Below are 19702 nucleotides of genomic sequence, written 5' to 3' on the forward strand. Positions count from 1 at the left end.
TGACGATACAAAACGCAAAAAGATAAACAAAAAACAGATGTTAAAATTTCTTATACTCAAACCATAGAAAAGAGGTGAAAACGAATGAATCATTTACCTATCAATACAGGTGATACAGCATTTATGATTTTATGTACCGCAATGGTTTGCTTGATGACTCCTGGCTTGGCATTTTTTTATGGCGGGCTGGCACGGAAAAATAACATCACAACCATTATGGCACAGTCGTTTCTTTCAGTAGGAATAACAACTTTGATGTGGATATTTGGTGGTTTTGGATTAGCTTTCGGTAGAGATATCGGTGGACTAATTGGTAATCCAGCTGACTTTTTTTTAATGAAGCATGTCTCTAACGCACCTAATTTATTACATGGAGCAACGATTCCTTTTTTGATGTTCTTTTTATATCAATTGATGTTCATCGTAATCACCGTTCCATTGATGACGGGGGCCTTTGCTGGAAGATTGAATCTTAAAGGTTATGTTTTGCTTTTGATTTTTTGGAATCTTCTGATTTATTTCCCTGTTTGTCACTGGATATGGGGAGGCGGATTTTTAGCACAATTAGGCTTCCGAGATTTTGCTGGTGGTGCTGTCATCCATACAACTGCAGGTTTCGGCTCGCTGGCATGTATTTTGACACTTGGACAAAGAAAGATCCCTACTTCTGAACGATCAGGACATAGTAGTTTGATGGCAGCAGCTATTGGAACAGGTCTTCTTTGGTTTGGTTGGTTTGGATTTAATGCTGGAGGGGCACTCCGAGCAGATTACCAAGCGGTCAATGCTTTTGGTTCAACTTTTGTTGCGTTGGCATTTGCGATGATGACGTGGTTGATCTTAGCGAAAATCAGAGGGAATGGTTTTGATTTTGTCGACATTTTAACTGGTTCTGTCGCTGGACTTGCAACAGTTACACCGTGTGCAGGCTATATCAATCCAAGAAGTGCCATCATCATCGGAATCATTGCCGGAATTGTTTGTCAGTATGCTGTTGCATTTCGTAAGAAGAAAAATTGGGATGATGCACTTGATGTATGGGGTGTACATGGCATGGGTGGTTTTACTGGAACCATCTTAATTGGGCTTTTTGCTACAAATGCTCATTTGCTCTCTGATTCACACAGCTGGTTCCTATTAGGTGTTCAAATCATCGGTGTTTGTCTAGTTGCCTTATACGCTTATGCGCTCACAGCAGGTATCTTAAAGAGCATCATGTGTCTAACGATCATCACGACGACGAAAGAAGAACAAGAAGAAGGATTAGATTTCACGTTTTTTGAAAATAAATAAATTAAATATAGTAGAAAAGAGGAAGTTTCATGCAAGAAAGCAAAGCGAAAATTCCTGCGAAGAAATTAACATTTTTTGGCTTTTTAGCCATGACGATCTCAATGGTTGTTTCACTTTATGAGTACCCAACATTTGCGACATCGGGCTTTAGTTTGGTTTTCTTCCTGTTGTTAGGCGGTTTGTTATGGTTTATTCCGGTAGCATTATGCGCGGCTGAAATGGCAACTGTTAAAGGCTGGGAAAAAGGCGGTGTCTACACTTGGGTAAGTCGCACGCTAGGTAAAAGATTTGGATTTGCTGCTATCTTTTTCCAATGGTTTGAAATCACAGTTGGTTACTTAACGATGCTGTATTTCCTGACAGGAGCATTATCTTATGCAACAGGAATCTCTGCTATCCAAAATAATAAGTTTTTGAAATTAGCGATTCTTTTAATTATTTTTTGGGCTATTTTATTGTCTCAATTAAGAGGGACAAAATATACTTCATTGATTGCTCGGATCGGGTTTATTGCAGGGATCTTGTTACCAGCACTAGTTCTATTCGGATTAGGTATCCACTATGTGGCTTCTGGCGCACCCTTACAAACGACACTATCAATGAAAACATTGATACCTGATTTTTCAAAATTACCAACATTAGTCGTTTTTGTTTCATTTATTTTAGCGTATATGGGGGTAGAAACTTCTGCTAGTCATGCAAATGAAATGGAAAATCCTAAAAAGAATTATCCACTAGCGATGTTCGTATTAGTTATATTAGCGATTATTTTGGATACATTTGGTGGATTGACAGTGGCAACAACTGTTCCTCAACAAGGATTATCACTCAATACAGGGGTTATTCAATCTCTTGAATTTTTATTGCGACACATTGATCCCAGTCTTGCTTGGATTGCAAAAATTCTTGCTATCTTAGTGTGCTTAGGGGTTATTGGAGAAATTGCATCATGGGTCACTTCACCATCTAAAGCCTTACATGTGGCTGCCGAAGAAGGTTTATTACCCGCACATTTTGCGAAAGAAAATGCTTATGGTGTACCGGCAAACTTAATGATTGCTAATGGGATCGTTGCATCCATTTGGGCAACTGTCTTTACATTAAGTGGTGGCGGAAATAATTTATCGTTCCTTGCAGCTATGTCACTAACAGTAGTTATCTATTTGATGCTGTATTTTATGTTTTTTATTGGCTATTTAAAATTAGTTTACAAAGATGATTCATTAGAACGGGCTTATCAAGTGCCAGGTGGAAAAGTTGTCAAAACCATTGTCGCTTGTTTAGGATTATTGACTTCACTATTTGCTTTTTGTATTTCTTTTGTACCACCTTCAAGTATTGCTGCAGGCCAACATGGAATCTATGAAACGATTTTAGTCATTTCATATCTCATTGTTGCAGTTATTCCTTTTACGATTTATGCATGTCGTCATAAATTTCAACATGCAAATAATAAATAAAAATTGAAAGCTGGTTATTAAAATGGATGTCAAAGAATTAGAACAATTGATTGGGAAAAATTTCCACTACTATCAAACAGGACATGTAGCAGATTATATCCCAGCGCTTGCGCAAGTAAATCCGGAACAATTAGGAATGGCAATTTATGATTTGAAGAAAAATCAATTAATCGAAGCGGGTGATTCGCAAGTTCGTTTTGCGATTGAAAGCATGTCAAAAGTACCCGTATTATTATTAGCCATCCAAGATAATGGCATCGATAAAGTCTTTCAAACGATCAATACAGAACCAACAGGTTTTGCTTTTAACTCGATTTTGAATATGGAACTCAATCATCGTCATCATCCAATGAATCCATTTGTGAATGCTGGTGCGATTGCAACCACTTCTTTGATTGCCGGAAAAGATCCAGAGGACAAATTCAATCGTATTTTAGCTTTTATGAAAGAAATTTGTGATGATCCTCAAATTACATTGAACGAAGAAATTTATCATTCTGAATCAAGAACTGGGGATATTAATCGCTCCTTGGCTTATTACATGAAAGGTAATCAAATGATCGACGGAGATGTATCAGAAATCCTCGATGTGTATTTTAAACAATGTTCAGTAAATGTGACTGCTAAAGGGATTGCCAAGTTAGGCGCTGTCTTAGCGAATAAAGGTATTGCTCCTTGGAGTGGACAACAAATCATTACAGAAGAAAGCGCAACGATTGTCAAATCAATTATGACAACTGCAGGATTGTACGATGAATCAGGGGAATTTTCTGTTCATGTCGGTGTTCCAGCTAAAAGTGGTGTCGGTGGGGGCCTAATGGTAGCTGTTCCTAATTATTATGGCATGGGTGTTTTCAGCCCAGCATTAGATGCTTTTGGTAATAGCGCAGCTGGAATCCAACTTTTAAAAGATGTTGTCGAAAAACTCGATGTTGATATTTTTGACTAAAATTAGCGAGAAAGTATTAAGCAGAATGATGAAAGACAGATTCCTCCTTAGTTGAATCTTTTTTACTCGATGCAAAAAATGCTTCACTGTCATTTATTTATAGTTAATGATTGGTTTGTTCGGGCTGGGAAGAAGCTTTTTCCCAGCTCAGACTTTTTTATTTTGTTTTTGTAAACGTTTTCCTTTTAAGGAAATAAAAAAAATGGGTTTTAAGTAATATGTTTAAATAAGTATATATATAAATTAGAGGAGCGAAAAAGGCATGTTGGAAAATTACATTGAGCGGAATATTTCGAGAAAAGTCTATCTTTGTGAGCAATTATTTGAATTTCAAGAAATAGATATCGAATATATTGCCAAAATGTTAGGTGTGACAATGCCTACTGTGTTACACGATCTTGAAAGTATCACCGAATGTTTAGAATATTGTATCGAAGACATTAAGCGAGAAAAGCATATCTATAGAGTCATATTTAAACATGGTATTATATTATCAGAGTTAACACAGTTTTTATATGGACAATCGTATTTTTTAAAATTTTTAAGTTATTATTTTAGAGGGCAATTCACTAGTACGGAATTATCAGATCTTGAGTTTATCTCTTTAAGTAAAGTTTATACGATCAAAAAGACAGTCTTAGATTTCTTTAAAGCTAATTCCTATTTAAGAAATAAACAAATTATCATTCCTGAATTTGACGTGCGAAATCTTTTACTTTCCTTAGTGAGATACATTAATTGGGAAGGGTATGAAAATAAAAATCATCAAGTAATAGATGCTTGTCACCAATTGATTGATTTTGTCGAAACACATTTTTTCAAACGAAGATATTCTGAGGAAGATAGATTTTTGATTGTTCGAGGAATTGAAATAGCGATTGGACGTAAAGAATATCCTCTTTATTTTGATGAAGAAGATAAAAAGTCAGCTGAAAAAAAGCCTTTATTTCATATTGTTAGCCAAGGGGTAGCTGAACAAAAAGAACATTTAGATATACAAGAAGAAGACGTGTATTATATTTTTTCGTTATTTAACACACGAAATTATACGAACGAAAATATGGAATTATTGAAAAAAGATTTTGAAGTTGTTTATACCAGTTTCATTGAAAACACGCCTTGTCTCCATGAGCTAATCGAAAAAATTGTAACTAGAATTGACAAAAATTGTAAAAATGATTTTATTTTAAAAAAATCATTTTTACAGTTTATTCGTACGATCTGGGCAGATGGTCAAGTATTTCTCCCTGATCAAATCTATTTATTAACTACTGCAGAAAAAAAACTGTATGAGGATATCATAGTTATTCTCAATGATTGGAAGGAAACATACTATCCAAAAGTAAGATGGAATCACAACTTGATCAGAAAATTTGTCAAAAGTATGACATTGATTACAGACGAAAAAGAAGAACAACCTACTGAAATTTTCATTGTGGCTCCTAGTGTTGTAAAGCAAATTTTTTATCGTGAACTACTCATGTCCGAAATGAATGAATATACTGAACTGAATCCAATGATTTATCATTCGTTAGAAGAATTACCAGATGAATGCTTGTATTTTACGCACAGAATCGTGTATTGTGATTATACTGTATATCAATGTGGATTTGACACTGAAAACACGAGGGTGATACCAATTTCTTTGAACAGGAAATATGAGCATCTTAATACCACATGGTCGGTTGTTTCAAATAAAAAGCACTTATAAACAGCAAGAATCAAATAGCAATAATCGAAAGTGGGCGTTCAAGAAGGAAGTGAATTCTTGAACGTCACTTTTCTGTTTTTAGAAAACAACATCAATGGTTTCTAAGTTCCATCCGAGTATTGTTTTTTGCAAATTTTCAACTTGTATTGGTTGTCAAAAAAAGAGAAACATGTCTTACTAGTAATGAGAGCAACATACAGAGGAGGAACGACAATGACGATCTTAGCAGCCATTGATTCATTTAAAGGAAGTGCCTCATCGTTTGAATTAAATCAAGCAGCTTTGAATGGCTGGTTTTCAAAAAAAGGAGAAAAAATCAATCGCCCGATTGCTGATGGAGGAGAAGGAACAGCAGAGGCGATCTATCATGCTTTAGGTGGTCAATGGCGCGTCATCGAAGGGGTAGATCTGCTTTTTCGAAAAGTAAGTTGCAGATATTTACTCACGGTTTATGCGGGAAAACGCCTGGCAGTGATTGAATCAACTGAAGTAATCGGTCTTGATTTATTAAAGGAGCCAACTGATCAAACGATTCGATCAGCTTCTAGCTTTGGCTTGGGAGAACTTTTGAAAGATGCTTTGACACAAGAGGTTGATCAGGTGATTGTCACATTAGGTGGGAGTGGCTGTTCAGATGGTGGCTTAGGTCTGTTGCAGTCGCTAGGAGCCAAGTTAGTTGGGGCTACAGAGGGAAATCCACTGCTGACGACGAAACGAATCGAGTGGGGCAAAAGCCGTGAAAAATTCAAAAAGGTTCAATTGCTAGTTGCTGCTGATGTGACAAGTTTTTACAGTGGCCCACAAGGAGCAGCTCAAATTTACGGTAAGCAAAAAGGTGGTACAAAAACAACTTTAGCATTTCTTGACAAACAGGCAACGAATTTAACCGAACAGATAAAACAAACGACTAATATTGATTTAAATGCTGTTTCTGGAAGTGGGGCTGCTGGTGGCATCGGTGGAGCGTTATTGCTTGTCGGTGGTAAAATGGTTTCTGGTTTTTCACTTGTTGCTCAACTGATTGGTTTAGAAGAAGCCATCAAACAAGCAGATCTCGTGATCACAGGTGAGGGACGAATCGATCAGCAGACGATCAATGGGAAAGTACCATATGGTGTAGCTAAACTGGCAAAGAAACATGGGAAAAAAGTTATTGCGTTATGTGGCAGTCGCGAAAAAAATCTTGGACGATTAGATGAATTTCTGCCAAGTGTTTTTAGTATCCAGCTAGGACCGATTGAATTGAAAAAAGCCTTAGATCGTCAAGAAACCCTCGAAAAAGTAGCGATTATGACACATAATCTCAGCCGATTAGTGGAAGATGATTTATCTTAGTTGACAGTTTAAAAATAATTATGTTAACCTAATGACAAATAAAACGAAGTGAGGGATCTTGCCATTGAAAAACTAAGTCAATGATTGAAAGCTGCATTAAGGCTATTTTATTAATGAGAAAAGTGCATAAATTACATTAATCACGATGTTTGAGTGAAGAGAAACGGTCTAACGATTGCCCGTTGAAGCTTGCTCACGCAGAATTTAATGTTAAAAACACTTACTCAATAAAAAATAGCAGGCAGATTTTCAGAATTGGCGAGTTTTCATTGGTGGGGTCTCTTTTTGTATCCCTTCTTTGGCGACCAGTTCTGAAAATAGGACTGGTCTTTTTTATAGGAGGATATAAATGTCGAAGATAGAAATTAAAAATTTAACTTTTGGTTATGACAATCAAGTGCTACCCTTATTTGATCAAGCGACGTTGAATTTTGATACCACTTGGAAATTAGGATTGATCGGTCGGAATGGACGTGGAAAAACGACATTATTGAACATTTTACAAGATAAACTACCTTATCAAGGACAGATTATCCATCAGCAAGAATTTAACTATTTCCCTCAAGAAATTGGAGAAGAAGCACAATTTACTTATGATGCGTTGAATGAGATAGCTGATGTCGAACTTTGGGAAATCGAAAGAGAACTACAATTAATGGAAACTGACCCAGAGATTTTGTGGCGACCATTTCACACACTGTCTGGTGGTGAAAAAACAAAAGTACTCTTAGCACTGCTTTTTGTTGATGATCAGCATTTTCCTTTGATCGATGAGCCGACAAATCATTTGGATTTAGTCGGAAGAAAACAAGTAGCTAATTACTTGCAGAAAAAAAATCAAGGATTTATCGTGATCAGCCATGATCGCGGATTTATCGATGAAGTGGTCGATCATGTATTAGTAATTGAAAAAAGCCAATTAGAACTGTATCAGGGGAACTTTTCAGTATATGAAGAGCAAAAGCAGTTAAAAAATGAGTTTGAGATTGCCCAAAATGAAAAAATCAAAAAAGAAGTCACGCGCTTGAAGAAAACTGCAGCAGAAAAAGCAGAGTGGTCCCGCTCTCGTGAGGGAGATAAGACGAAAAAAAGCGTTGGGTTTATCGATACTGAAAATCGTAGAGTGAATCGTGGTGCAATTGGTGCGGATGCCGCTCGAACGATGAAACGCTCGAAAGCAATCGTGAATCGGATGGAAACGCAAATCGGGGAAAAAGAAAAATTATTGAAGGATATCGAATATGTAGAGCCTTTGACAATGAATGTCAAAAAAACACATCATAAACGATTGCTGACTGTGGAGAATTTACAACTGGGGTATCAACAGCTGCTTTTTTCGCCCGTTAATTTTACGATTGACCAAAACGAATGTGTGGCGTTGACAGGGGCAAACGGTATAGGGAAATCTACGATCATCCATTATCTTTTAGACGATTTTGATGGAATAACTGCAGGTACGATCCATAAGCCTAATCAACTAACGATCAGTTACGTGCGTCAGAATTATGAAGATAATCGCGGTACGCTCAGTGAATTTGCAGAAAAGCAAAAAGTTGATTATCAAACATTTTTAAATAATCTCCGCAAGTTAGGGATGGAAAGAGAAGTCTTTCATAACCGAATTGAACAGATGAGTATGGGGCAACGCAAAAAAGTTGAACTAGCCAAGTCGCTTTCTCAAGAAGCGGAATTATATATTTGGGATGAACCGTTGAACTATTTAGATGTCTTCAATCAAGTCCAGTTGGAGCAACTGATTTTATCGTTTAAACCTGCAATGTTGGTTGTGGATCATGACCAAGTCTTCTTAAATAAAATAGCTGATCGACTCATTTCACTCAAATAACTCATTGTCATCAATAAGTAGTGAAACTTGTTTTGCTCATTGGTTATGTTACAATCGAGCCAGAACAAACAAAGGAGCGTTGAATAATGTTATATGTAACTAGACATGGCGAGACAACTTGGAATGCAGCAGAACGGGTCTGCGGGAGAGCGGATGCCCCGTTAACAGAAAAAGGGCAAAAACAAGCGGAGAAATTAGCTGAAAAAGTTTCAGAATTACAAATCCCAGTCACGAAGATTATCCATTCCCCTTTACAACGTGCAAAAGATACAGCGCAAGCTGTTGCCGATAAACTTCACTTGCCAATGGAAGTAGATGAACGGTTAATCGAAATGGATTTTGGGGAATACGACGGGATGCCAAGTCATGAAACAATCTTTCAAGAAGCACGACAAGAATTTGCGGTGCGTTTTCCAAATGGTGAATCAGTGTTAGATGTTTATGCTCGAGTTGTTCCATTGATCGAAGAATGTCTTGCTGATGAAGAGAATGTCTACCTATTAGTTTGTCATAATGCGTTGATTCGTATCATGAACGCTTATTTCCATCCTATGCCAAATGAGACATTCTTTGATTTTTTTGTTGAAAATACGGAATTAGTTACTTTTCCTAGTAAACATGAGCTGAACACTATAAAGTCTTAACTCATTTTTGGCGGGTAGCAGCGGAGTCAAACATTCGTATCATGAATCAAAAAAATAGTTGATTTCTGAAACCGATAAGCGGAAGAATCCAAAAATAGTTTTTGCTATTTTTGTCATTCTTCCGTTTATTTACGTGGCTTTTTGTCAATAAGGACTGATGAGTTGTATAAAATCAAATAGAGGTCAGAATGAACCAATGATTGATGCGTATTTTTTTTCTGTCATTCAGCGCATGAAACACTTTTTAGTCGGTGTGTCGTTCTTTCTTTAGTTATATAATTAGCCATTAATCTTTGAAATCGCCTATCATTATCAATCAACGAAAACGCTTTTAGAAATAAAATTAATTTATTTTTATAAAAATGTTGAAATTTTATTTCACAAGAGGTATACTCTGTTCATAGAAATGAATACGGATACATCGCGTGAGGGGGAGACAGATGTTTGGTTTTTCGATCTTTATGAATGAAGCTTTAACGATAGAAAAAAAAGCTTATATCCAAAAGATGGCAAAGAATGGGTTTGATGGGATATTTACTTCTATGCATATTCCTGAAGATGATGCTAGTTTATATAAAAAACGGTTAACAGAACTAGGCGAATGTGCCAAAGAAAATCAATTGGATCTAATGGTAGATATTTCTGGAGATGCTTTAAAATATGCTGGGTTTTCGATGGCAGATTTAGAGCCATTAAAAAAGATTGGCGTTACTGGGTTACGAATGGATTATCATCTTTCAAATGAACAAATTGCGAATTGGAGCCATCAAATCAAAATCAGTTTAAACGCCAGCACGATCACTCCACAAGATGTCACAGAATTACAAGTCGCTAATGCAGATTTTTCTCAACTTGAAGCATGGCATAATTACTATCCGCGTCCCGAAACTGGATTAGATCGGAAATGGTATCAAGAAAAAAATCATTGGCTAAAAGAACAAGGCTTTACAATCCAAGGTTTTGTGGCAGGGGACGAAGCCTTACGTGGTCCGTTATATCAAGGTTTACCTACTTTAGAAAGTCATCGACATGTCCATCCTTTAGCTGCTGCGCTAGATTTGATGTCATGCGATACAGATTTGATTTATATCGGTGATGGCGGACTTTCAGAAGAAGTTCAAGAACAATTTGCCATGTATCAAAGAGAACAAACAATTTTACTACATGCTGAAGTAATTGATGCCCAGTTTTACGAGTATATTTTAGGAAACCATATGAATCGGCAAGATGAGGCAAGAGATGTTATCCGCAGTGCGGATGCACGGTTTAGAAACATCCCTCAAATTCCTCCTCGTGATACGAAAGAACGAGCAAAAGGAACGATTACTTTAGATAATGAACGATATCTTCGTTACATGGGGGAGATTCAAATTACTAAAAAGGATTTACCAGCAGATGAAAAAGTGAATCGAGTCGCTCAAATAAGCGAAGCCGAGTTACCGCTACTTGAGCAAATCCGTGCAGGGGTAAATTTTAAAATAATTAGAAGAGAAGGAAAAACAAATGAAGCAAATTAATTTAGAAAATCTAACAACAGAGCGACGAAATCAACAAACATTTGGACTTGATGAAATGAGTGTTACCCAAGCAGTTCAGCTAATGAACCAAGAAGATCATAAAGTAGCCGAAGCCGTTTCAAAAGAATTGGCTAGCATCGAACCAGTGATCCAACAGACGATTAAATCTTTCCAACAAGGTGGTCGATTGATCTACATGGGTGCCGGTACAAGTGGTCGTTTAGGTGTGCTAGATGCTGCAGAGTGTGTACCAACATTTGGTGTAGAACCTGAGATGGTCATTGGCTTGATTGCTGGTGGTGAAGCAGCCATGACAGTTGCGGTTGAAGGAGCAGAAGACTCTTTAGAGTTAGGGAAAGAAGATTTAGTAAACTTAGGATTAACTGAAAATGATATGGTCATCGGGATTGCCGCAAGTGGTCGTACACCGTATGTGATTGGCGGTTTAGATTATGCTCGTACAATCGGTGCGACTACTGCTACAATTTCTTGTAATAAAAATGCTGAAATCAGTCAACATGCCGATTATCCGATCGAAGTTGATGCAGGACCTGAGTTTCTAACCGGTTCAACTCGCCTAAAATCTGGTACAGCACAAAAATTGATTTTGAATATGATCTCAACAATTAGTATGATCGGGATTGGCAAAGTATTCAATAACTTGATGGTCGATGTGAAACCGACCAACGAAAAATTGATTGAGCGTTCAAAACGAATCATTATGCAAGCAACAGAGGTTGACTATCAAACCGCTGAGAAGTATTTTAATGAAGCAGATAAAAATGTGAAATTAGCGATCGTGATGATTTTAACCAATAGTGATAAAGCGACAGCAGAAGAAAAATTAGTTGAAGCAAACGGCTTTGTAAAAGGAACCTTATGAGGGGGAAGAACCAATGGCTAAAAATGAATTGACTTTAGAAGAATTAGCAACGCGGATCTATGCTGGTGTAGGCGGAATGGGCAATGTCGAAAGCATTGTCCACTGCATGACCCGTGTTCGAATGAAGATCATTAATGATGAGCTTGTCGATGTTGCAAAATTGAAAGCGATACCTGGTGTATTAGGCGTTGTTGAGGACGAACAACTGCAAGTGATCATCGGTCCTGGTAAAGTGAACAAAGTAGCACAAACGATGGTAGATCAAGCAGGTGTAAAATTAGGAGAACAGATTTCTTCAGGAAATAGAGCTTCTGATAAGTCGTCAGCCTCAGGAAAAGATTTGGTAAATGAGAGAGCGCAAGCGATGAAAGCTGCTCAAAAAAATAAACAAAAACCATCAAAAATCAAATCAATCTTGAAAGATATTTCGAACATTTTCGTCCCTATGATTCCAGCATTTGTCGGTACTGGGATCGTGGCAGGGATTGCTGCGGTACTAGCAAACTTAGTGACAGCGGGTACATTAGATGCAGCAACTTGGCAACAATACATTGATATCATGAACATTCTAAAAAATGGTATGTTCAGTTTCTTAGTGATTTATACAGGGATCAATGCAGCTCAAGTTTTTGGTGCAACACCAACTCTTGGTGGTGTTATCGGTGCGGTAGTCTTATTAACAGGCATGAATCCAGAAGCGCCACTTAAAAACTTATTCACTGGTGAAGCATTAGCTGCAGGTCAAGGTGGGATTTTAGGAGTTATTTTTGCTGTCTGGTTATTAGCAATCGTTGAAAAGAAATTGCATAAAGTTGTACCAGATTCCATTGATATTATTGTTACCCCTACATTATCATTGATTGCTATTGGCTTAGTCGAAATTTTCTTCATCATGCCACTCGCTGGTTTCATCTCAGATGGAATGGTTGGCGGAATCAACTGGGTATTAGGTGTAGGTGGTGCCTTTTCAGGATTTGTCTTGGGGACACTATTCTTACCGATGGTTATGTTCGGATTGCATCAAATCTTAACACCGATCCATGTCCAAATGATTGATGAAACAGGAAAAACACTATTATTACCTATTTTAGCGATGGCTGGTGCCGGACAAGTCGGAGCAGCATTAGCATTGTGGGTTCGTTGTAAAAAAGATAAAGAATTGACTGAAATGATCAAAGGTGCGTTACCCGTAGGAATCTTAGGAATCGGTGAACCATTAATCTACGGTGTGACACTGCCGTTAGGACGTCCGTTCATTACCGCTTGTATCGGTGGTGGTATTGGTGGTGCTGTTGTTGGGATGATTGGAAATGTAGGTGCTATTGCGATCGGGCCTTCTGGTGCTGCTTTGATCCCATTGATTTCAGATGGAAAATGGTTAGGGTATGTCTTAGGGTTACTCGCTGCTTACGCAGGTGGTTTCCTAGCAACATTCTTCTTTGGTATTCCTAAAGAGCAATTGGAGAAAGAAGAATTAGCTGAAGAAACAACAACTGAAATGACACCAATGACGGAAAATACAGGAGCAGTCAGCACAAGTGAAATTTCATTAGCTGCTGTAGCTGATGGAGTAGTTGAATCACTTGAAAAGGCAAGTGATCCCGTATTTGCTCAAAAAATGATGGGAGAAGGTTACTTTGTTGAGCCAATCAATGGTCAGATCTATTCACCAGTAAGTGGAACGATCAGTTCAGTGTTCCCCACTAAACACGCGATTGGCATCACAACCGCTAACGGATTAGAAGTGTTACTCCATATGGGGATCAATACAGTTGACCTTGGTGGTGCACCATTTGAGGTGAAGGTAACAGAAGGTCAGCTGGTGACACCCGATACACTTGTTGCTCAAGTCGATTTAGCAGCAATCAAAGCTGCCGGTAAAGAAACTTCGATGATGGTTTTAATTACCAATATGGAGAAAGTAAAAAATTTCGTTTTAGAAAAAACAGGTGAGACAAAAGCCAAAGCGAAGGTCATGACTGTTGAAGCTACAAAAAATTGAACGAAGTAAAAGCAGATAAAGAATAGAGAAAATTCGAGCCTGGGACCAAGTGCGGTCTCAGGCTCTTTTCTATGATTAATAAGAGGGAAAAATAATTGTAAGAGAAACAGTTTGATTCATTTAAGACGATAAATCACTGGTGAACCAAGCTAAAAGTTCAATTGGAGAAATTAGAAGAAATACACGAAGACAAAGTGGCTAGAATAGTAAAATAAGCCCGATTTTGATGGTATGTACTAAAAGTAAAATCAGGCTTATTTCATTTTTGGTAGATGATTGTCCCAACATCGCCTATCTATTTAGCAACAAGTAATAAATGATTTTTCAAACTATCTAGTTCGTTTTCTTTCTCTTTTCCAATCATGAATTCCTCTTTGTCTATAGTTACCTTATTTACTTTTGAAATCTGAATCTCTTGTACAACATTATTGTTTTTATAAAACTTTATTTGATAGTTGAATCTTTTTTGCTTTGATGTCAGTTTCATATCATAACGTTGAGCATGTTGATCCGATTTATTAAACAGAACATTAAGGTTTCCTATTAATGTTTTTAAAAAATTGGGGTCTGTAGCTTTCCAACTTTTGGATTACTGAATGAGTATAAAGCCTAAAAAAGAAAAATAGAGAGGAAACTTACCAACTAAGTTTCCTCTCTGTTCTCTGTTTTGATCGAATTTTTTAGAAATTATTGGTTAGCTGTTTCGACTAACTTTTGATATACTCGCTCAACATCTGCTGGGGTTCCCCGTAATTCATAGTCGGCGAGGAAAGGGAAGCCAAATTGGCTGGCGTATTGTTTAGCTGTTAAGCAATATTGATTATTAAAATTTTTGTTTCCACTCCCTACGACACCCAGACAAAGCGTATGATTGTCTTCGTATTCCAGATATTCACGCATGGTTTCTGTTAAAATTTCTGTATCACCGTTATCTAACCCATTTCCTCCATCTAAGTAAGTGGGTACAAAAGTGAAGAAAGGTTCACTCTCTTGTTGAAAGTCACTATTTTCATGAATTTCTTTTAGCGTGATTTCTGGTAATTGAGGATTTAACTCATGTTGGTTCGCAGCATATTCAGCAAGTTTTTTAGCGAAAGCTCGTGTGTTTCCAGAGATCGATATATATAGAATGTTCATTACATTTCCTCCAATTCTTGTCTCCAGTATAGCATTTTTTTATCAATTTTTGGAAAAGGTTTTCCCTAAATGAATATGCAAGATTCTTGTATAATTAGAAAAAAATAGTTACAATTATATTTCTATTAGAATTTTTATGAATAAAGTAAAACAGGTGAAGATTTGTTATACTTTTGGTAAAAGCGGTTTATTTTGGAGGATGCTTAAAATGGATACAGAGCAACAGAACAAAGGAATAGGGTTGTTTCCACTAGCGGCCTTAGTGATTGGGTCAGCGATAGGAGGTGGCGTATTTGGTATTATGACGGACATCTCCGGATCGGCTGGTGCCCCAGCTATTTTTAGTTGGGTACTAGTTGGAACAGCTATGTTGATGCTCTCGTTATCAATCAATAATATCAATAAAAAACGTCCAGAGCTGGAAGGTGGTATTTTCAGCTATGCAGAAGCTGGTTTCGGACGTTTTGCTGGATTTATCAGTGGTTGGGGTTATTGGCTTACTTGTTGGTTGGGGAACGTAGCCTTTGCTACGTTGCTAATGAGTGCTTTAGGTTACTTTTTCCCAGTATTCGACGGAGGTCAGAATATCGCTTCGATCGTTATGAGCACTTTGTTTTTATGGGGATATGCTTGGCTAGTCAATCGTGGGGTCGAAAATGCAAGTTATGTGAACGCTATTGTAACGATCTGTAAACTTGTCCCACTATTTTTATTTATTGTTGTAGCAATCAGTACCTTTTCACTGCAACAATTTATCGATAATTTTTCTAGTGATATCATATTGAGTGCGAATGGCCAGCCCGTGCCATTTTCTAGTCAGATATTGAGCTGTATCATGGTGATGTTATGGGTGTTTGTTGGGATCGAAGGAGCTTCTGTGGTTGGTTCTCGTGCAAAGAAAAAATCAGATGTAGGGAAAGCAACGATCCTTGGTATTTTTGGTTTAATCATCATTTATGTTTTAGTTTCGATGTTACCTTATGGGACAATGTCAATGAAAGAATTGCAAGGAATCCAAACACAGCCAGCGATGGGCTATGTGTTTGAAATGATGGTAGGAAAATGGGGAGCAATCTTGATCAACGGTGGTTTGATCATTTCGCTTGTCGGTGTCTGGTTATCTTGGACGATTTTACCGATTGAAACCATGAGGAATATGGCAGATGCTAACTTATTACCGAAACGCTGGGGTCAAGTCAATAAAAAAGGTGCGCCAACATATGCTATTGTCTTAACGACGATTTGTACTAATGTTTTCTTACTTTCTTTATTGTTCACGGATAGTGCGTATAATTTTGCTTACACACTTGGGACAGCAGCGATATTCTTTACTTGGTTATTCTTAGGTCTTTATCAGATGAAACTATCTTATCAAAGAAAAGAATGGGGGCAATTCTTTATCGGCTTTTTAGCCAGTGCATTTCAAGTCTGGGCAATGCTCGTGGTTGCTTTCAATGAAGTGATGTTAGTGTTAGTACTCTTCTTACCTGGGATCTTCTTTTATTTAAGAGCCCGGAAAGAACAAAATGAGCCAATCCCTCATCTTCACTTAGATAAATTTTTATTAGTCGGTGTCACAATGATCGGACTAACAGCAATGATTCTATTTGCTACAGGCGTTTTACATGTTTAAATACACAAATATGTTAAATTAAGTCATTAAAAAAGCCAAATAAACGGTAATTCATGATTCTAATAAAAGAATCGTTAGCAAAACCGGTTATCTGGCTTTTTTTGATGTGTTCATGCACCTACTATTGTTTTGGTCTGATCAACCATTCCTGATAATGTAGGATCAATGTCCACTGGTTATTTTGATTCCGACCAGACTAATCAATAATAAGCCAACGAAAAACCAAGTGGCTAATGTCAGTTTATCATGAAACAAGACGACACCAATGATCACTGAACCAACGGCACCAATTCCGGTCCAAATAGGATAGGATAAACTCATTGGTAACTGTTTGATCGCCTTTGATAAGAGATAAAAGCTGGCGATCATGCCAATGACTGTGTAGAAAGAATAATTCAATTTAGAAAAACCATCACTCCATTTCATCATCGTAGACCAAAAAACTTCCAAGATTCCCGCTAAGATTAATTCAAACCATGCCATATTAATCACTCCATTTACACAAAAAAGAGGAGTAGCATTCCTCCAAAGACCTAATGGAATGCTTATCCTCTTAATACTACCCGGCGATAGTTGTGTCATTATTTTGTTAATTGAAAGGATAACACAGAATAAAAAATAAGGGTAGTGATAAGCTAAAACGTGAACCAATTTGAATCGGCTATTCGATTTAGAAGTCGTTTTTTGAAGGAAAACACTTACGCTAAAGTGTTATTTTAGATAATGAAGCACGTTTTTGTTTGTTTTTTGTTCATTTGTTAGTTAACAAAAATAAGATCTCAAAAAATTTGAACTGTAAACGAGTTGTTTCAATCGTAAGTGATTTTTCTAATTTTTTTATTGAATTGACTGAATTTTTAAAAAATACAATGAGATAATTGGATTTTATCTATATTTTCATGGCTTTTTGATTTATAATAAAAAAATATCTTGTAATTTTAAGGAGGAAGTCAAATGGAGAACTATCTTAGTCTTTTAGGTGTCTTGATCGTCATTATCGGTTTTGCACTAAAATTAGATTCAATTTTGATCGTAATGGTCGCACTGATCGTCACCGCATTGACAGGCGGTTTAGGAATTGAAGGAATGTTAGAAACTTTAGGAACAAGTTTTGTCAATAATCGAGGAATGGCTATTTTTATCATTATTATGTTGGCAACAGGTACACTGGAACGTAATGGTTTGAAAGAATCAGCAGCTTCGCTTATTAAGCGCTTTAAGAAAGTTTCAGCTGGGATGATCATTGATATCTATGGGGTCTTCCGTATGATCTTTGCAGCGTTCAATGTCAGCTTTGGTGGAGTTGCCGGTTTTGTTCGCCCAATCATCATGCCAATGGCTTTAGGAACAGTCGAATCAAAAGGCCTGGAAATTGATCCACAACATGAGGAAGAACTAAAAGGCATGTCTTCTGCGATGGAAAATATTTGTTGGTTCTTTGGTCAAGTATTATTCGTTGGTGGAGCAGGTGCGTTGTTAGTTCAATCGACTTTAAAAGGTCTGGGTTATGAAGTGACACTAGGACAACTTGCTTTGGTTGAAGTACCAGTTGCTGTCGTTGCACTGATTGTTGCAAGTATTTATTTCTACTTAAGAGAGAAAAAATTAGCGAAAAAATATTATTCAGGAAAGGGGCAATAATATGAGCTTTTTTACAGATCCTGAAATTTTATTAGGGGATAAATTATTAGAAATATTATATATCATCATGGGGTTAGTTCTGATTTATACAGGAATCAGAAATATTAACGATAAAACGAATCCTCATCGATACGGTTCTGCTTTTTTCTGGACAGTATTAGGAATCGTAATTGCTGGTGGAAGATGGTTACCTGCGATCGTCAACGGTCTTTTGATTTTTGCCATGACAGTTCCAGCGATTGCCAAGAAAGTCAGTAAAGGAGAAAGTCGCTTACCTTCTAAACAATACATGGAAAAAATGTCTGATAAATTAGGAATGAAAATCTTTATTCCGGCATTGAGTATTGGGATCTTTGCAATCTTGTTCGCACTCTTTACTAAGCTTGGCGCATTAGTTGGTGTTGGTGTCGGTGTTTTTGCCGCAATGGTGATCATGATGTTCTTCTCACGAGACAATCGACCAACTACTTTCTTAGATGATGCTGCAGATATGCTAGGAACAGTAGGACCTTTAAGTATGTTACCAATGCTCTTGGCATCATTAGGAGCGGTTTTTACAAGTGCAGGAGTAGGGACAGTTATTTCTAATGCAGTCGGGCAAATCGTTCCCGAAGGTAATGTGAATGTCGGTATTATTATCTATGCATTGGGTATGGTTATCTTCACGGTGATCATGGGGAACGCCTTTGCGGCGATTACGGTAATGACTGTAGGGATCGGTGCACCGTTTGTATTCAGTCACGGCGCAAATCCAGCACTAGTGGGAATGGTTGCTCTGACCTGTGGGTTCTGTGGAACCTTGTTAACACCGATGGCTGCAAACTTCAATGTCGTGCCTGTGGCAATGTTAGAGATGAAAGACAAATACGGCGTGATCAAGAACCAATTATTCGTAGCGATCTTCATGTTAGTGTTCCAAATCGTTTATATGATTTTATTTAAATAAGAAAAAACTCTATAATAATAGTTAGTTTATATTGAGAATAATGGAGGAATGTAAAATGAAAGTACTAGTAACTGGTTTTGATCCATTTGGTGGAGATAAAGTGAATCCTGCTTATGAAGCAGTGAAAAAAATGCCTGATGAAATTGCTGGAGCACAAATTATCAAAGTGGAAGTCCCAACGGTTTTTGCTAAAAGCAGCCAAGTTGTGGAAAAAGCAATCGAAGAACATCAACCGGAAATCGTCATCTGTGTTGGACAAGCTGGTGGACGTTCAGCTGTTTCGTTCGAACGAGTAGCAATCAATTTAGCAGAAGCTAGAATTGCTGACAACGAAGGAAACCAACCTTTTGATACAGCGTTAGAACCAGATGGACCAGCTGCTTATTTCACTTCTTTACCGATTAAAGCAATGACAAAAAATGTCCATGAACATGGATTACCTGCTTACATTTCGTATACAGCTGGTACCTTTGTTTGCAACGACATCATGTATCGTTTGCTTCACTTGATTGAGACAAAATTCCCGACGATTCGTGGCGGATTTATCCATGTGCCATTTTCACCTGATCAAGTGATTGATCGTCCAGTAGGCACACCATCAATGTCATTAGATGATATTGCCGCTTCTTTGACTTATGCAGTAGAAGCAGCCGTAACAAATGATCATGACATTGCTGGCAATGCAGGAACAACTCACTAATTTTT

General features: G+C 37.4%; 16 protein-coding genes. 14 read left to right on the plus strand and 2 right to left on the minus strand.

The features are described from left to right. The first annotated feature begins 84 nt into the window (after positions 1 to 84). From AB5M32_RS00635 to AB5M32_RS00680, 10 genes are all read left to right on the plus strand, one after another. Positions 85 to 1293, plus strand: coding sequence for an ammonium transporter (locus AB5M32_RS00635; RefSeq protein WP_178286674.1), 1209 nt, complete (start codon positions 85 to 87; stop codon positions 1291 to 1293). A gap of 29 nt (positions 1294 to 1322) precedes the next feature. Next, positions 1323 to 2753, plus strand: a complete 1431-nt coding sequence (locus AB5M32_RS00640) for an amino acid permease (protein WP_010738322.1) — start codon at positions 1323 to 1325, stop codon at positions 2751 to 2753. A 22-nt stretch (positions 2754 to 2775) separates the two neighbouring features. Beyond that, on the plus strand, positions 2776 to 3702 hold the full coding sequence (glsA, locus tag AB5M32_RS00645) for a glutaminase A (RefSeq protein ID WP_010738321.1): 927 nt from the start codon (positions 2776 to 2778) through the stop codon (positions 3700 to 3702). A gap of 262 nt (positions 3703 to 3964) precedes the next feature. After that, positions 3965 to 5413 (plus strand): hypothetical protein, encoded by a 1449-nt coding sequence (locus AB5M32_RS00650; protein ID WP_178286673.1) that lies wholly within the window; start codon positions 3965 to 3967, stop codon positions 5411 to 5413. A gap of 213 nt (positions 5414 to 5626) precedes the next feature. After that, complete coding sequence (locus AB5M32_RS00655; RefSeq protein WP_053766158.1) at positions 5627 to 6748, plus strand: glycerate kinase; 1122 nt, start codon at positions 5627 to 5629, stop codon at positions 6746 to 6748. Positions 6749 to 7097: 349 nt separating this feature from the next. Beyond that, a complete protein-coding gene (locus tag AB5M32_RS00660; RefSeq protein WP_178286671.1) occupies positions 7098 to 8594 on the plus strand; it encodes an Lsa family ABC-F type ribosomal protection protein in 1497 nt (498 codons plus the stop codon). A gap of 86 nt (positions 8595 to 8680) precedes the next feature. Then, positions 8681 to 9238, plus strand: coding sequence for a histidine phosphatase family protein (locus AB5M32_RS00665; protein WP_010738316.1), 558 nt, complete (start codon positions 8681 to 8683; stop codon positions 9236 to 9238). Positions 9239 to 9678: 440 nt separating this feature from the next. Continuing rightward, positions 9679 to 10755: a DUF871 domain-containing protein gene (locus AB5M32_RS00670; protein WP_178286669.1), complete on the plus strand. Its 1077-nt coding sequence runs from the start codon at positions 9679 to 9681 to the stop codon at positions 10753 to 10755. Further along, a complete protein-coding gene (murQ, locus tag AB5M32_RS00675; protein ID WP_010738315.1) occupies positions 10742 to 11638 on the plus strand; it encodes an N-acetylmuramic acid 6-phosphate etherase in 897 nt (298 codons plus the stop codon). Before AB5M32_RS00670 ends, murQ begins: the two co-directional genes overlap by 14 nt. Positions 11639 to 11651: 13 nt before the next feature. Beyond that, on the plus strand, positions 11652 to 13640 hold the full coding sequence (locus AB5M32_RS00680) for a glucose PTS transporter subunit IIA (protein WP_053766156.1): 1989 nt from the start codon (positions 11652 to 11654) through the stop codon (positions 13638 to 13640). A gap of 687 nt (positions 13641 to 14327) precedes the next feature. On the opposite strand, the gene nrdI is transcribed toward AB5M32_RS00680, so the two are convergent. Beyond that, positions 14328 to 14777: a class Ib ribonucleoside-diphosphate reductase assembly flavoprotein NrdI gene (gene nrdI, locus AB5M32_RS00685; protein ID WP_010719884.1), complete on the minus strand. Its 450-nt coding sequence runs from the start codon at positions 14775 to 14777 to the stop codon at positions 14328 to 14330. Between the two features lie 208 nt (positions 14778 to 14985). Between nrdI and AB5M32_RS00690 the strand changes: the two genes are divergently transcribed. Continuing rightward, positions 14986 to 16410 (plus strand): basic amino acid/polyamine antiporter, encoded by a 1425-nt coding sequence (locus AB5M32_RS00690; RefSeq protein WP_010738312.1) that lies wholly within the window; start codon positions 14986 to 14988, stop codon positions 16408 to 16410. A gap of 162 nt (positions 16411 to 16572) precedes the next feature. Here the strand turns inward: AB5M32_RS00690 and AB5M32_RS00695 are convergent, their stop codons facing one another. Next, the gene (locus AB5M32_RS00695) at positions 16573 to 16893 is read right to left on the minus strand and encodes a multidrug efflux SMR transporter (RefSeq protein ID WP_010719882.1); all 321 of its coding nucleotides are present in this window, start codon (positions 16891 to 16893) and stop codon (positions 16573 to 16575) included. Between the two features lie 471 nt (positions 16894 to 17364). Here AB5M32_RS00695 and AB5M32_RS00700 point away from each other — a divergent pair, with 471 nt between their 5' ends. Genes AB5M32_RS00700 through pcp form a run of 3 tightly spaced genes read left to right on the plus strand, consistent with a single transcriptional unit; the run spans position 17365 to position 19697 of the window. Beyond that, the gene (locus AB5M32_RS00700; RefSeq protein ID WP_010719881.1) at positions 17365 to 18051 is read left to right on the plus strand and encodes a DUF969 domain-containing protein; all 687 of its coding nucleotides are present in this window, start codon (positions 17365 to 17367) and stop codon (positions 18049 to 18051) included. Position 18052: 1 nt separating this feature from the next. Continuing rightward, the gene (locus tag AB5M32_RS00705) at positions 18053 to 18997 is read left to right on the plus strand and encodes a DUF979 domain-containing protein (RefSeq protein WP_010719880.1); all 945 of its coding nucleotides are present in this window, start codon (positions 18053 to 18055) and stop codon (positions 18995 to 18997) included. A gap of 55 nt (positions 18998 to 19052) precedes the next feature. After that, positions 19053 to 19697 carry a pyroglutamyl-peptidase I gene (gene pcp / locus AB5M32_RS00710; protein WP_010738311.1) on the plus strand — a complete coding sequence of 215 codons (645 nt, stop codon included), beginning with the start codon at positions 19053 to 19055 and terminating at the stop codon, positions 19695 to 19697. Positions 19698 to 19702 lie beyond the last annotated feature (5 nt).

Origin of the sequence: Enterococcus sp. C57 (genome assembly GCF_040887305.1) — a bacterium.
GTDB classification, from domain to species: Bacteria; Bacillota; Bacilli; order Lactobacillales; family Enterococcaceae; genus Enterococcus_B; species Enterococcus_B hirae.